This is a genomic window from Kitasatospora sp. NPDC001683 (genome assembly GCF_053596495.1).
Window position 1 is genome coordinate 147,192 of record NZ_JBSFGK010000002.1, and the last position, 14,415, is coordinate 161,606.

9 protein-coding genes are annotated in these 14,415 nt (G+C 72.8%); 7 read left to right on the forward strand and 2 right to left on the reverse strand.

The features are described 5' to 3' along the window. Nucleotides 1-137: 137 nt before the first annotated feature. Nucleotides 138-3,362, reverse strand: coding sequence for a bifunctional cytochrome P450/NADPH--P450 reductase (locus ACWCYO_RS01670; protein WP_449783010.1), 3,225 nt, complete (start codon nt 3,360-3,362; stop codon nt 138-140). Between the two features lie 167 nt (nt 3,363-3,529). On the opposite strand from ACWCYO_RS01670, the gene ACWCYO_RS01675 reads away from it, so the two are divergent. The 4 genes from ACWCYO_RS01675 (at nt 3,530) to ACWCYO_RS01690 (ending at nt 9,035) form a co-directional block, all read left to right on the forward strand. Further along, a complete protein-coding gene (locus ACWCYO_RS01675) occupies nt 3,530-4,210 on the forward strand; it encodes a PAS domain-containing protein (RefSeq protein ID WP_449783011.1) in 681 nt (226 codons plus the stop codon). A gap of 284 nt (nt 4,211-4,494) precedes the next feature. Beyond that, nucleotides 4,495-5,181 carry a pyrroloquinoline-quinone synthase PqqC gene (gene pqqC, locus ACWCYO_RS01680; protein ID WP_270140574.1) on the forward strand — a complete coding sequence of 229 codons (687 nt, stop codon included), beginning with the start codon at nt 4,495-4,497 and terminating at the stop codon, nt 5,179-5,181. Between the two features lie 61 nt (nt 5,182-5,242). Further along, on the forward strand, nt 5,243-8,353 hold the full coding sequence (locus tag ACWCYO_RS01685) for a hypothetical protein (protein ID WP_449783012.1): 3,111 nt from the start codon (nt 5,243-5,245) through the stop codon (nt 8,351-8,353). Nucleotides 8,354-8,531: 178 nt separating this feature from the next. Beyond that, on the forward strand, nt 8,532-9,035 hold the full coding sequence (locus ACWCYO_RS01690) for an LURP-one-related/scramblase family protein (RefSeq protein ID WP_270140579.1): 504 nt from the start codon (nt 8,532-8,534) through the stop codon (nt 9,033-9,035). Between the two features lie 7 nt (nt 9,036-9,042). On the opposite strand, the gene ACWCYO_RS01695 is transcribed toward ACWCYO_RS01690, so the two are convergent. Continuing rightward, the gene (locus ACWCYO_RS01695; RefSeq protein WP_270140580.1) at nt 9,043-10,704 is read right to left on the reverse strand and encodes a PLP-dependent aminotransferase family protein; all 1,662 of its coding nucleotides are present in this window, start codon (nt 10,702-10,704) and stop codon (nt 9,043-9,045) included. Between the two features lie 195 nt (nt 10,705-10,899). On the opposite strand from ACWCYO_RS01695, the gene ACWCYO_RS01700 reads away from it, so the two are divergent. From ACWCYO_RS01700 to lanL, 3 genes are all read left to right on the forward strand, one after another. Further along, complete coding sequence (locus ACWCYO_RS01700; protein WP_270140582.1) at nt 10,900-11,391, forward strand: Lrp/AsnC family transcriptional regulator; 492 nt, start codon at nt 10,900-10,902, stop codon at nt 11,389-11,391. A gap of 207 nt (nt 11,392-11,598) precedes the next feature. Then, the gene (locus ACWCYO_RS01705; RefSeq protein ID WP_270140583.1) at nt 11,599-11,766 is read left to right on the forward strand and encodes an SflA family class IV lanthipeptide; all 168 of its coding nucleotides are present in this window, start codon (nt 11,599-11,601) and stop codon (nt 11,764-11,766) included. Between the two features lie 2 nt (nt 11,767-11,768). Then, the gene (lanL, locus tag ACWCYO_RS01710; protein WP_449783013.1) at nt 11,769-14,366 is read left to right on the forward strand and encodes a class IV lanthionine synthetase LanL; all 2,598 of its coding nucleotides are present in this window, start codon (nt 11,769-11,771) and stop codon (nt 14,364-14,366) included. The last annotated feature ends 49 nt before the right edge of the window (nt 14,367-14,415 follow it).

The window sequence follows — 14,415 nt, forward strand, 5'->3', positions numbered from 1 at the left end:
GCGCCCTGAGGGATCCCGATCGGCGACCCGCAACGGCGGCTTGAGGCCTGCCCGCCCGCTGCTCGACCGGAGCAGCGGGCGGGCGGTCGTTCATCAGCGGCCGTCCTTCAGCGGCCGTTTCTCCAGCAGACGTGCCCTCAGCCCGCGTACACGTCCTCGACGTAGCGGCCGGCCTCGATCAGGCCCTGCAGCCAGTCCTGTGCCCGCTGCTCGTCCGCCCCCGGCGTGCGCTCGCGGTAGAGCGCCCGGAAGGCCTCCCGCACGCCGGGCGCCATCCGGGCGCCGTCGCCGCACACGTACACCTCGGCCCCGGCCTCGAGCAGCGCCCAGACCTCCGCCGCCTCGGCCGCGATGCGGTCCTGGACGAACCGCCGCCCATCCTCGGGCTGCTCGCTGAAGGCGGGCCGCATCGAGACCGCGCCGGCCCGCTCGGCCTCCTCCAGCTCGGCCCGGTGCAGGTAGTCCGCCTCCGGGGCGTCGCAGCCGAAGTAGAGCAGCGCCGGGGCCAGTTCCGTGCCATGGGCCGGCGGGGCGAGCAGCGCCCGGCGGTCGGCGACGGCGCCGCGGAAGGGCGCCAGGCCGGTGCCGGCCGCGATCATGATCACGGGGGTGCGGTGGCCGATCCGGAACGCCTCCCGGCAGGGCTGGACCCGGGCCAGCACGGTGTCGCCGACGCCCACCCGGGCGAGGTAGCCGGAGCCGGTGCCCCGGAAGGTGCCCCGGCCCGAGCGGGCCGGGGCGCTGAGCACCGAGACCATCAGGTCGACCTCCCGCGCTTCCCCGGCCGGAAGCCCGGCGGGCGAGGAGGAGATCGAGTAGTGCCGGGGCCGGATCGGTGGCAGCAGCTCCAGCAGCACCGGCCAGCTCAGCGCCTCCCGCAGCGCCGGGTGGTCCTCGACCAGGTCGAGCAGGGTGCGTGGGTCGTCCGCGGGCAGCGCCCGCAGCGCGGCCTGCTCGGGCGGGCAGGGGTTGAGCGCGGCGAGGGCGGCGCGCTGCTCGGCGGTGGGGTGGTCCTGCAGCTCGACGTGGTGGGTGAGCAGTTCCCGTACGGTCAGCGGGCGGTCGACGGCCAGGCCGGTGCGGCGGTGGGCGACGATGCTGAGCACCGTGTCGAGGTCGGCGCCGAGCAGCTTGGCGGCGCGCTCGACCAGGGCCGGGTCGTTGGCCGGGAGCACGGTCAGGTGGTCGGCGGTCCGGTAGTCGGCGCCCGCCGGCAGGGCGAGGCGGACGAGCCGCTTGACCCGGTGGTACCCGGGGTCGGTCAGGCTGTCGACGGCGGTGACGGTCAGCTCGCTCATGCCGTGCCGGGCGGCGAGCGCGTGCAGCGGGCCGCCGGTCAGCTCGCTCACGGTGTACGCGGCCTCCTCCCGCGGCGCGGCCGCGGCCTCGGCGTCGCCGTGGCGGGTCAGCAGGAGGTCGGCCAGTGCCTCGGTGAACTCCCGTACCGTACCGGCCAGATCGCCGGAGGCGTCGGCCTCGGCGCGGGCGAGCAGCCGGGTGCCGCCGAGGGCGGCGAGCCGGTCGTCGATCAGGGTGGGGATGCGCTGGTAGGTGGCGGCGTAGGTGCGGTCGCCGATGCCGAGGACGGCGTACTCGACCCCGTCGGCCGCGCCGTCCGCGGCTTCGCCGAGTCGGCGGATGAACTCGGCGGCGTCGTCGGTCGGTTGGCCGTTGTACGAGGCGGCGGTGATCACCACCGGGCGGTCGGTGGGCAGGCCGTCGGCGTACGCGTCCAGCGGGGCGGTCTCGGTGTCGCAGCCGAGTTCGGCGGCGGCGTCGGCGAGTTCGCGGCTGAACTCGCGGCAGGCACCGTAGTTGGAGCCGTGCAGGAGCAGCAGTCCGGTGCCCGGGCGGACCCGGCCGGGGCGCTCGGTGCGCTCGGCGGCGCCCGTGGTCCCGATCGGCCGGTCGTGCTGGGCCGGCTGGTCGTGCCGGGCCGGCGGGGCGGGGGTGCGCGGGGCGAGGGCGAGGGTGAAGCCGTCGGGCTTGATGGTGAGCGTCTGCTTGAGGGTCAACCGGTAGTCGCAGTGGTCGATCAGCCGGTAGCGGTGAACCAGCATACCCAGCAGCATGGTCGCCTCGTGCAGCGCGAACTGCCGCCCGATGCAGGCGCGTTCACCGGTGCCGAAAGGCTTGAAGGCGTGCGGCGAGCGGGCCGCCTCGCGCTCGGGGTCGAACCTGGAGGGGTCGAAGAGCTCCGGGTTGTCGCCCCAGGCCGGGTCGCGGTGCAGCATCGTGGTCAGCACGAAGATCGGCAGTCCCGGACGGACCGGGATCCGCCCCCCGAGCAGAGTCTCCTCGCGCGCCTCCCGGCTGAACTGGGGTGCCGTCGGCCACAGTCGCAGCGCCTCGTTGAGCACCTGGCGGGTGTGGCGCAGCCGGCCGACGTCCTCGTACGAGGGATCCGGGTCGGCCTGGTCACCCCAGAGCGCGTCCACCTCCTGCTGGACGCGCCGGAGTTCGGCAGGGTGCTTGGCCAGGTAGTGCAGCGCGAAGGAGAGCGCGCCCGAGGTGGTCTCGTGGCCGGCGATCAGAAAGGTGATCACCTGGTTGCGGATGTTCTCGATGTCCAGCCGGGTGCCGTCGACGGGGTGCACGGCGCCGAGCATCAGGCCGAGCAGGTCCTCGGCCGGGCCGGTCTCGGCTCCGCTCGCGACCCGGGCGGCGATCACCTCGTCCACCACGCCGGCCAGGTAGTCGGCGTCCCGGCGGAACGCGGCGTCGCGCTCGCTGTGGTCGAGCTCCGGGTTGCGGGTCTGCCGGGTCATCGCCCAGTCCAGGCAGCGCACCATCGCCTCGACGAAGGGGTGCGGCTCGTCCCGCTCGAAGGAGCCGAAGTCGAAGCCGAACCCGGCCAGTCCGATGGTGTCCAGGGTCATCCGGGTCATGTCGCCGGGCACGTCGACCGTCAGCCCGGCGGCCGAGCGGCGGTCCCAGGCCTCGATCAGCCGGCGGGCCACCTTCAGCATCACCGGGTGGTAGGTGCGCATCGAGCCGAGGGCGAAGGCGGGCATCAGGATGTCGTGCGCCCTGGCCCAGTTCGGCTCGTCGTTGTAGGCGGTGAACAGGCCGTCGCCGGTGAACTCGCGGACGTTCTGCAGCGCCGGGCCGATCGCCTTGGTGAAGCGCTCCTCGTCGGCCAGTTCCTCCACCAGCTCCAGGCTGCTGACCAGCAGCATCTCCCGGCCGTGCAGGCGCTGGAGGAAGGCCGGTCCGTGCTCTCTGGCCAGTTCCATGCTGCGCAGCACGGGGACGCTGACCGGCGGCAGCGCGGAGATGTCCACCACGGGGACGCGCGGGTCCACGGTGGTGGTCCCGTCACTGGCCCCGGTCGTCCTGGCCTCGGTCGTGGTGTCGGTCATCGGTGGGTCCCCTCCCACGGCGGAAAACTTCTCGGTACCTCCACTCTGGGCCCCCGGGGTCCTCGCCCGACAGTGATCACTACATGATTGTGTAGTGCTCGCACCGTCCGGAGACTTGCCTACGTCCCGTCAGACCCCGGGCCGGCGCGACAGGAGGAGAAGAACGCATGCGACCGATCGAGGAGCGCCGCCCCGGACCGGTGACCCGGCAGGACCCGGCGGTGATCTGGCGCAACCGCGCCCTGCGGCTCATGGACCACGTGCCGCTGCCCATCGCCGTGTGCGAGTACGGCGGCCGGATCATGATCGTCAACCGCGCGATGGCCGCCGAATTCGGCCTGCTGCCGGGCCAGTTGCGCCACCGCAAGATCCTGGAGTTCTTCACCCTCGAGGACCGCGCCACCCTGCAGGCGCTGACCGAGGCGGTCCGGCTGCACCGCCGCTCGCAGTACCCGGCCCGGGTCTCCTGGACGCCCGCCGAGGGCGGCGAACGGCAGGGCGAGATGACCGTCGAACTGATCAGCGACTCCCCGGAGGAGACCCCGAACCTGCTGATCTCGCTGCGCACCCTCGCCGCGCCCGCCGCCCCGCGCGCCCCGGCGCAGCCCGGCCCGGGCGCCGAGGTCAGCCCGATCGAAGCCCGCATCCTCGCCGCGGCCGCCCGGGGCGCCACCACCGCCCGGATCGCCAAGGAGGTCGGCCTGACCAGGGACGGCGTCAACTACCACCTCGCCCGGCTCTCCCGCCGCTGGCACCTGCCCAACCGCACCGCCCTGGTCGCCCGCGCCTACGCCCTCGGCGTCCTCGCCGCCGACGCCTGGCCCCCGGCGGCGGCCCGCCCGCGCTGACGGGTCGTGGGGCCCGCGAACGGAGTCGCCCGGCTCGCCGCCGGCGCGGCCGCGTGCTCTCGTGAGGCACATGATCACTTCATCGCCGGCCCGCCCGGCCGGCCCACTGCACGGCGGGAGGCCTTGCCCGAGCACGCCGAGAGCCTCGCGCCGCAAGCCGCGATCGACCCGCTCCGAGCGCCGGCGGAGGTCGACTGCCGGTGGCTCGTCCCCGAACCGCCCGAGCGGCGGTACAAACACTTTCAGTGATTGAAAAATCACTGTACGTAAACGAAGCTGTGCGCATGACCGCCCCAGCACGGACCCCCGCACAGTTCACCGCGGATCTGCACGCCTATGCCGAGAAGTACTGGCATCGCCACCCCTTCCACCTCAAGCTTCACGAGGGCAAGCTGTCCGCCGATCAGCTCCGGCTCTGGATCGCGAACCGCTGGTACTACCAGGCCCGCCTGCCGCAGAAGGACGCGGCCGTGATCGCCAACTGCCCGGTGGCGGAGGTTCGGCGGCGCTGGACCCAGCGGATCGTCTACCAGGACGGGGCGGCCGGCGGTCAGGGCGGTCACGAGGAGTGGCTCAGGCTCGCCGAGGCCGCCGGGCTCAAGCGGACCGCCGTGCTGGACGGAAGCCTGCTGGTCCCCGGGGTCCGCTTCGCCACCGACGCGTACGTGGACTTCGCTCGTACCCGTCCGTGGACCGAGTCCGTCGCCGCCTCGCTGACCGAGCTGTTCTCCCCGGACCTGATGCGCCGTCGGCTCGACGCCATCAAGACCCACTACACCTGGATCGCCCCCTCCGGCCATGGCTACTTCACGGCCCGACCACCAGTCGCCGCTGCCGACGCCGAGCACGCCCTGGGCCTGGTCACCGCCCACTGCACGACGCGGGCGGAGCAGGACGCCGCCCTCGCCGCGCTGTCGTTCAAGTGCGATGTCCTCTGGTCCATGCTCGACGCCATCGAACACGCTTCCTAGTCCTCGCCTGCCGCCCGTCCCGGCCTGTCCCGTCGCCGCCCGATCCTCCGGAGGTCGTAGCGTGCCCCTGCTGCCCCCCACCGTCGTCGGACCGCTGTCCGAGTGCAGCACCTCGGTCTGTGTCCACAACCAGCTCGTCGGGTCCACCGTCACCCTGCTCGTGAACGGCTCGCACACGGTCGGCGGCCAGCTGGTCGGCGGCGGCGTCGCGACCTGGCCCGACCAGGAGTTCCCGCTCAACCCGGGTGTCGCCCTGCAGGCCGGCGACCAGGTCGCCGCCACCCAGCTGTTCGGTGGCGAGGTCAGCGCTGCCTCCGCGCAGCCGGTCGCCGTCCAGAAGAAGCCGGCCGTCATCGGCACCGTGCACTACGGCGGCCACCAGTACGTGTGCGGGCAGTGCCTGTGGATCGATGGCGCGGTCCCCGGTGCCACCGTCACCGTGAAGCAGGGCGCGCAGGTCATGGGCAGCGCCACCGCCCCGGACGGCATCGCCCGCGTCCAGCTCGGCACCGCGATCGCCGCCGGTCGGGTGCTGATGGCCGAGCAGCAGGCCTGCGGCAACCCCGGCACGCCCACGCCGAGCCCGGTGCCGGACGGTCCGCCCGAGCAGCTGCCACCACCGGTCGTCCACGGTCCGCTGCTGGCCTGCCAGACCGGCGTGCCGGTGAGTGGCGTGTTCGAGGGGGCACAGGTCACGCTGCACCGCACCGGCGTGCCCAACACGACGCGCGGCTGCTTCGACCTCAGCGCGTTGACGTTCCGGGTCCCACCGCTGGTGCAGGGCGAGCAGGTCTCCGCGGACCAGGCCTTCGTCAAGTGCGATTCGCTCAGTGGGACCTCGGCCACCGTGGTGGTCGGGCCCGCCGACCAGCTTCCCGCGCCGGCCGTCGTCGCTCCGCTGTGCGCCGGCGGCACCTCGGTCCGGGTCACCGGGTTGGTGGTGGGCGCGCTGGTCACGATCCTGGAGAACGGCGTCGTGCTCGGCACGGCGCAGGCCTTCGAGCCGAGCGCCGACCTCGATGTCCCCGCGCTGATCGGCGGCGGCACCGTCACCGCGCGTCAGGAACTCTGCGGGTACACCAGCCGCGAGTCCGCGAAGGTGGTGGTGGACCCGCAGCCCGCGGGACTACCCGCCCCGGTGGTGGTCCCACCGCTCTTCGAGTGCGCCTCCCGGGTCCGGGTCCTCAACGTGCACCCGGGCGCCCTGGTCCTCGTCTACTCCGCGGCACTCGGCGCGCCGATCGGCCTCCAGTACGTCTACGCGGGACAGGCGGACATCCCGGTGGCACCGCTGCTCAGCGCCGGGGACCAGATCCACGCGGTGCAGGTCGGCTGTGGCTGGACCAGCCCCAAGTCCGCCCTGGTGACGGTGCAGCCGCTCGGCACGGTCGAGCCTCCCACCGTGCGCACCCCGCTCACCGAGTGCACCCGCTGGGTGTGGGTGGACGGTGTGGTCCCAGGGGCCGATGTGGACGTCTACGTCAACGGCCAGTGGCAGGGGACGGCGACCGCGACGACCCCCAGCCTCCAAGTGGGGGTCTCCGGACCGCTGCGTCTGAAGGACACGGTGAGTGCCCGTCAGCGCATCTGCACCACCGTGACCGAGTTCGGCCCGGCTGCGACGGTGGCCTTCGGCCCGGTGTCGGTCACCACCCAGCACAACGACAATCAGCGCACCGGAGCCAATCTGCTGGAGGTGACGCTGCGTCCGTCGAACGTCGGCCCGAAGACCTTCGGCAAACTCTTCACCCGGGCGGTGGACGGCGAGATCTACGGCCAGCCGCTCTACCTCTGTCAGGTCGATGTGGCCGGCGTCGGGCAGCGCAACGTCGTCTACGTGGCGACCATGCACAACAGCGTGTACGCCTTCGACGCGGACGACCCGAACGCCTCGGCGCCGCTGTGGCACGCCCAACTGGGCCCGTCGGCCGCGATGCCCGATCCCAACATCGGCCCGGGCGGGTACGCGGACATCTCCGTCGAGGTCGGTGTCCTCAGCACACCGGTGATCCGGGCCGAGCGGAACCTCATCTACGTCGTCGCCTTCACCAAGGAGGGCAACGCGTACCACCACACCCTGCACGCCCTCGACCTGCGCTCGGGGCAGGAGTCCCTCGGCGGCCCGGTGCGGATCGCCGCCACCGTCCCGGGATCGGGCGACGGCAGTGTCAACGGCACCATCACCTTCACCAGCGACCGCCAGATCCAGCGGGCCGCGCTGACCCTGGTGAACGACCGGCTGTACGTCGCCTTCGCGTCCTACGGCGACCGGGACCCGTACCACGGCTGGGTGTTCGGCTTCGACGCCGACAACCTGCAGCAGACCGGTGTGTACGTCACCACGCCCGACACCGGCATGGGCGGGATCTGGCAAGCGGGGCAGGGGCTGGCCGCGGACGGGAACGGCGACCTGTACTTCATGACCGGCAACGGCGGCTTCCGTCCCGACGGGTCGAACCTCTCCTGCTGCGTCATGAAGCTGAGCCCCGACCTCGAACTCCTGGACTGGTTCGCCCCGTTCAACCAGGCCTTCCTGAACGGCCCCGCCGATCTGGACCTGGGCTCGGCCGGTCCGCTGCTGATCCCGAACACCGACCTCCTGCTGGGCGGCGGCAAGGAGGCGAAGTTCTATCTGCTGCACACCGGCGCGATGGGCCACTTCCAGGCCGGCTCCGACAGCCAGATCGTGCAGAGCTTCTGGCTGACCCAGGATCACAGAAACAACCACATCCACGGCGGGCCGGTGTACTGGAACTTCCCGGACGGCCCGTGGGTCTACGTCTGGCCGGAGAACGTGCCGCTGCGCGCCTACCGCTTCGCCGGCGGGCTGCTGCAGACGGCCCCCGCCTCCACCAGCACCACCCCCGAGCCGCCCCCGTTCATCATGCCCGGCGGATTCCTCTCCGTTTCGGCCGACGGCAGCGATCCCGACTCCGGCCTGCTGTGGGCCTCGCACGTGCTCAAGGACGATGCCAACCACGCAGTGGTGGAAGGCGTGTTCCGCGTCTACCAGGCCTCCGACCTGACCAAGGAGCTGTGGAACAGCAAGATGAACGCCGCCCGGGACGACGTCGGCCTGTTCGCCAAGTTCGTGCCGCCGACCGTGGCGAACGGCAAGGTGTACCTGGCGACCTTCTCCGGGGCGCTGAACGTCTACGGGCTGCTCGAATGAGCCGCGCCGTACCGCATTCCGAAGGAAGTGAAGCCGGCCCGGTGTCACCGCCGGGTCGGTGGAATGTCGCGGACCGGTAAAAGCACCACCCCCTGCCCCTCCCCCTCGCTGACCAGCCGCTACGCTCTGGGCCGCGCCGCGCCACGGGGGCCGGCGGATCCATCACGGGGGAACCACTGTGCGTTACCTGGTCCGCGACCGCATGTTCGCCTTCCACGAGGAGGCCTGGATCGAGACCGAGCACCGGGAGAAGCTCTACCGGGTGAACCGGAAGTTCTTCCGGCTGCGCCGGACCTTCGCCCTGGTCGACACCCGCGGCGAGCACGTCGCGAGCATCGTCCGCAAGGCCTTCACGTTCCACCACACCCTGCTGATCAAGCAGGAGGGCCAGCCGACCGCGAAGGTCAGCAAGAAGCTGTTCAAGCTCTTCGGCGACCGCTTCAAGGTCCGTCTCGGCGACGGCCGCAAGCTGCGGATCAACGGCAACCTCTGGGACCGCGAGTTCGACATACGCCACGAGGGCACCACCCTGGCGCACGTCTCCCGCCGCTGGTTCACCGTCCGCGACGCCTACGCCGTCGACGTGATGAGCCAGCAGGACGCCCTGCTCCTGATCATCCTCGCGGTCTGCGTCGACCACGTGCTCCAGGACGCCAAGGGCGACCAGCTGACCAATCTCTGACGGGAGGCTACGACGCGCCCAGGATCGCCGGGTCCTCGGCGAGTTCGGCGAGCAGGGCGTCCAGCTTGGCCCGGTCGACCGAGGGCATCACGAAGACGTGCACGTAGCTGCGCCGGGTGGCCTCGTCGCCCGGGACCATCAGCACGTCCTGGGAGGACAGCGACCACTTGGCCACCAGCTCCGGGCTCGGCTTGCGGAACCGTACGGTGACGGCGCCCGGGGTGCGGGCCGGCCAGAGCTCGACGCCGAGCTCGCGCTCCATGGCGACCAGCCGCCGTTCCAGGTAGGCGGCGAGCTCCTGGGCCTCGCGGATCCGGTCCACCTGGTCGCGGTAGGAGTACCGGGACAGGTGGTCCCAGAGGATCAGCGGGGAGAAGCCGTTGCGGGAGCCGGCGAAGGTGGTGTCCGGGGCGCCGATGTAGTCCGGCTGGGACGGCGGGGAGATCTGGTACTTCACCTTGGTCATGTAGATGCCGCACGGCCACGGCGCGCCGGCCCACTTGTGGCCGCTCATCGCGATCGAGGAGACCATGTCGACCTCGCCGTGCTCGGCGGTGGGCAGCCGCAGGCCGAAGTCGAACTCGGGCAGCTCGGTCTCCGGCGTCCAGCCGTACCGCGCCGGGTCCTGGGCGGCCAGCCGCAGGAACGGCGCGTAGCCGGCACCGAGCGCGCCGTCCACGTGGATCCAGAAGCCGCGGCGCACGTCCACCAGCGGCCGGCCGGTCTCCGGGCAGCTGCCGTAGACCACCTCGCGCCGCACCAGCCCGTGCCGCTCGAAGATCGGCAGCAGGCGTTCGCAGACCGCGCGGACGTCGTCGTGGGCGCCCTTGAAGGTGCTGCCCAGGTTGAGGTTGACGAAGACCGGGTGGCCCTTGGCGGCGAAGAACTCGACCAGCACGGCGAGGGCGTCGACGTCTATCTCGCCGGGGCCGTCCCAGGACAGGCCGGACGGGCCCGGGCGGGACGGCACCTCGGTGGGCCAGGTGCGCAGCCCGGTCACCGGGTCGACCAGCGGGCACTCGTCGGCGTACTTCTCCAGCCCGACGGCGTGGAAGGTCTCCACGCCCAGGACGGCGACGGCCTTGGCGAAGGAGTAGTGGGTGTCCTCGGAGTAGAAGGCCACCGGGTGATGGGCGTTCGGGTTGTGCCGGTCGGGGTCGGCCTTGACGTAGCGCACCGCGTCGAAGGGGGCGGTCGGCGGCTGGATCAGCGCCTTGCCGCTGAGGTAGTCCCGGGCGTTCCAGAGGGCGTACATGTTGCCCTCGGTCGAGCCCATGGACAGCATGTAGCCCCAGTACGACTCCGGGTCGGCGGGGTCGTGCGGGCGCTCGGCGTGCCAGAGCCTGGCGTAGTAGTCGAGCACGGCCCGCTCGACGACCTTGGTGTTGGGCTTGTAGCCGCCGCTCTGGAACGGGTCGCCGAGGTTGTTGATGTTGTTCGGCATGAACCGGGCGAGGTCCAGCGCGGTGCCCTGCATGTCCTGGGTGGCCTGGTAGCCGACCAGGTGCTTGCGCTTGCGGGTCAGGTACTCGTCCACGGCGTCGAGCGCGCGCAGCCGCCGGTCGTCGTCCAGGCCGCCCTCGGGGAGGGTGAAGTCACCGCCGTCCAGCTCCGGACCGGGGTCGACGGCGGTCGCGGTCTCGGTGAGGGTGACGGCGGTCGGGCTCATGGGCGGGGCGCTCCGGGGTGCTGGGGACGGCGACGGACGGCGACGGGCCGTCGGCGACGTCGACGAGGGTCGTCGGTAAGGACCGTCCGTAAGGATGGAACTTTCGAGCGCTCCGGGGAAGCCCCTCCGAAGAACATTCGGTCCAGCCCCGATCAGGTTTGCGGATCTGCGGAACGGGCTGGGATCCTGGCAGGCATGCCGAACAATCCGCAGGCCCGCCGGGCACCGGTCGACGACGTGGACCGGGCGATCATCCGCGCCCTGGCCGACAACGCCCGCCTCCCCAACAACGCCCTCGCAGCCACCGTCGGCATCGCCCCCTCGACCTGCCTGACCCGCGTCCGGGCGCTCCAGGAACGCGGCATCATCCGCGGTTTCCGGGCCGAACTCGACCCCGCCGCGATCGGGCTGCCGCTCCAGGCGATGATCTCGGTACGGCTGCGCGCCCACACCCGCGAGCAGAACGAGAGCTTCCGCAGCAGCGCCCCCGACCTGCCCGGCGTGCTGGCCGTCTTCCACATGGCCGGCTCCGACGACTACCTGCTGCACGTCGGCGTCGCCGGCCCCGAGGCCCTGCGCGACTTCGTCGTGGACCACCTCACCACCCACCCGGCGGTGGCCCAGACCCGCACCAACCTGATCTTCGAGCAGATACCGGGCCGCCGCTACCTCGCCCCGGAGCACTGACGGCCGACCGGCGGCGACCACCCAGGGCATGGTCACGACTTCTCCACGAATGTGTCCGACAAGTGGAGTTGATGCGTCCTGACCCCTTGTCAGGCGGAACGTTCCTCCCTACACCTTCGTGGTTCGGGAACGCGGCCCGCTGAGTCAGTCGCAGGGGCCCGCGGTCCGCACCATCACCGGAGGCACGACAAGATCTGGAGGTTTCCCATGCCCGGAACCATGATCGAGGAGATCCGCGACGCGGGTCCGCTGCTGGTCGATGACGAGACCATCCTGTTCGAGGACGACGACCGCGCCGACCGCGAGGCCACGGCGTGTCTGGCCGACCCCTGGGTGACGGCCACCACCCGGTTCGCCTGCGACTTCAACTCCTGACGGTGACCGGTTTCATCGCCGGCCGCAGCGGGTGGTCCGACGACACCTGGTCGTACCTGAACGATCCGCGGATGCCGGCGGTGGAACACGGTTGGAAGCTGCACGTCTCGGCGCGGCCCGGCGAGTTGGCGGCCGTGACCGGGCTGGTCCGGCCGGTGCTGCTGCGGTACGTCTGCCACGCCAAGTGGGCGAGCGGTCCGGAGGTGCTGCGGGAGCTCAACTCCGGGGTGCGCAGCGCGGGTGCGGTGGGGAAGGCGATCACGGTGTATCCGGCGCCGGGCACGGTGGTCGCGCTCGCCGAGGAGCTGGTCGAGGTGATGCGCGGGCGCGAGGGTCCGCCGGTGGTGAGCGATCGCCGGGTCGATCCGGACGCACCCGTCTACTACCGCTACGGGCCCTTCACGGGTGACTACCGGACCGGTCGCAGCGGGCGGCTGGAGTCGGTGATGGTCGGCCCGGACGGCCGGGTCTTCGACGGGCTGGCGACCGGTTCCTACCGCTGCCCGCCCTGGGCCGCGGATCCCTTCGAAGGGCGCACGGCCCGGGCGCAGGCCTCCCCCGGGCTCGGCGGTGGCCGCTACCGGGTCACCGGTGGCATCGCGCGCAAGCCGCAGGGCAACGTCTACCGGGCGGTCGACCTGCGCACCGGGCTGCCGGTGGTGGTCAAGCAGGCGCGGGCGTTCGTGGCCGAGGACGAGACCGGGGCGGACGCCCGGGCCCGGCTGCGCAACGAGCGGGTGGTGCTCGCCGCGCTCGACGGCCTGCCCGGGGTGCCCCGGGCCCTCGACTCCTTCCGACACCGCTCGGACGAGTACCTGGTGATGAGCAGCTGCGGCGACCGGGACCTGCGGCGGGACGTCCAGGAGCACAGCCCGTACGACGGTGCGCGCCTCGCCGAGCTGGCCGCCCGGCTCCTGCGCCTGCTGGACGGCATCCACCGCCGGGGCGTGGTCGTCCGCGATCTGAAGCCCGACAACGTCGCGCTGGACGCCGCCGGCCGGTGCCGGCTGGTCGACTTCGGGATCAGCGCACTGAACGGCGCCGCCCCGGACGGCGCCACGCCCGGCTACAGCGAGCCGGTACGACGCCCGGCCGGACAGCCCGCCGAGCCCGCCGACGACTACTACGCGCTCGGCGCGACCCTCGGCTTCGCCGCCACCGGCCTGGACCCGGTCATCGTCGACGCCGACCCCGCCGTCAACCGGGACCGCACCCTGGCCGGCCTGGCCTGGGCGCTGCCGGGCCAGGAGCACCGTCAAGTCCGCGAGCTGATCGGCGAGTTGACGAGCCTCGACCCGGCTGTCCGGACGGTCGGCGCGGCCCGGCTCCGGACCGGGAGGCCCCGGGCGGTGTCCCGGGAGCCCGAGCGGCCGAGGATCGACGCCGACCTGCTCCAGGAGATCATCGAGCACACCACCGGGTACTGCGTCGCCGAGGCCCACCGGATCGCCGACCCGGCACTCGCCGCACGCGCGGCCCTCCCGACCCCGGTCGACGTCTACGGCGGGAGCGCGGGCCTCGGCCTGGAACTCCTGCGCCACCTTCACCGGCCCGGGGTGCCCGAGGCCGTCGACGCGCTGGCGCGGTGGACGGCCGCCCAGTCGCGGAGCCTGTCGCCCGGCTTCTACTCGGGCCGTACCGGCGTCGAGCTGTTCCTCGCCGAGGCCGGGATCGGCACGGACGGGACCGGCCCCGGCGGGACCGGCACCGGCGGCGCCGGCGGCACCGGCGGCACCGGCGGCACCGGCGCAGCCTGGATCGGCATGGGCGGGACGGGCGACCTGCCGAACCGGGGACCGGACGGCGGACCGCCGGAGGCGGACCTGATCGAGGGCGTCGCCGGAATCGGCATCGGCCGCCTGCTGCTCGCCCGGCACTGCCCGACAGCCGGCGCCCGGCACCTCGCCGTCGCCGCCGAGTGCGCCCGGATGCTGGCCTCCGGCCGGGCCCGGCTGTCGCCCGCGGGTGCCGACACGATCGGCAGCGCCGCCCTGCGCGAGGGACTGGCACACGGCGCCGCGGGAGTCGCCTACTTCCTGCTGGAGTACGGGAGTTCGAGCGGCGATCCGGCCGACCTGCGCCAGGCCGAGCAGGCCTGCGCGCGGCTGGCCGCCGTCACCCCGGACCTCCTCGCCCGGGCGACCGCCCCGGGGGCGACCCGCCGCTACGGCTCCTGGTGCAGGGGCCTGGCCGGGGTCGGCGCGGTGCTCGTCCGGGCCGCCGACCGGCTGGGCGAACCCTCGTACCTGACCCTCGCCCAGCGGACCGCCCGGACGTGTGCCGCGCTCGCGCCCCGGATGCCGCTGGTCACCCAGTGCTGCGGGCTCGCCGGCCTGGGTGACTTCCTGGTGGACGTCGCCGTCGCGTCCGACTCCCCCGGCTCCTCCGGCTCCTCCGACTCCGAGGAGTTCTGGGACGCCGCCGACACCGTCGCGGCCGTCCTCCTGAGCCGTAGCGGCGGCACCGCGGCCCGCCCGGTGTTCCCGGACCCCGGCCTCGCCCGGGCCAGCGCCACCTGGGCCGGCGGCTCCGCCGGCGTCCTCGGCTTCCTCCGGCGGCTGCACGACCGGGGCGGACCGCGCCTGGGCCTCATCGACTGACGGGCGGACGGTCGAGCCTTCCGCTGCCGGCGGCGCTATGTTCGGGGGC

What these genes read in the sequence shown, in the direction of transcription:
- ACWCYO_RS01695 (WP_270140580.1), bottom strand. Translation starts at nt 10,704, where the DNA reads ATGAGCCCGACCGCCGTCACCCTCACCGAGACCGCGACCGCCGTCGAC.
- ACWCYO_RS01670 (WP_449783010.1), bottom strand. Translation starts at nt 3,362, where the DNA reads ATGACCGACACCACGACCGAGGCCAGGACGACCGGGGCCAGTGACGGG.
- ACWCYO_RS01705 (WP_270140583.1), top strand. Translation starts at nt 11,599, where the DNA reads ATGCCCGGAACCATGATCGAGGAGATCCGCGACGCGGGTCCGCTGCTG.
- ACWCYO_RS01675 (WP_449783011.1), top strand. Translation starts at nt 3,530, where the DNA reads ATGCGACCGATCGAGGAGCGCCGCCCCGGACCGGTGACCCGGCAGGAC.
- ACWCYO_RS01700 (WP_270140582.1), top strand. Translation starts at nt 10,900, where the DNA reads ATGCCGAACAATCCGCAGGCCCGCCGGGCACCGGTCGACGACGTGGAC.
- pqqC (WP_270140574.1), top strand. Translation starts at nt 4,495, where the DNA reads ATGACCGCCCCAGCACGGACCCCCGCACAGTTCACCGCGGATCTGCAC.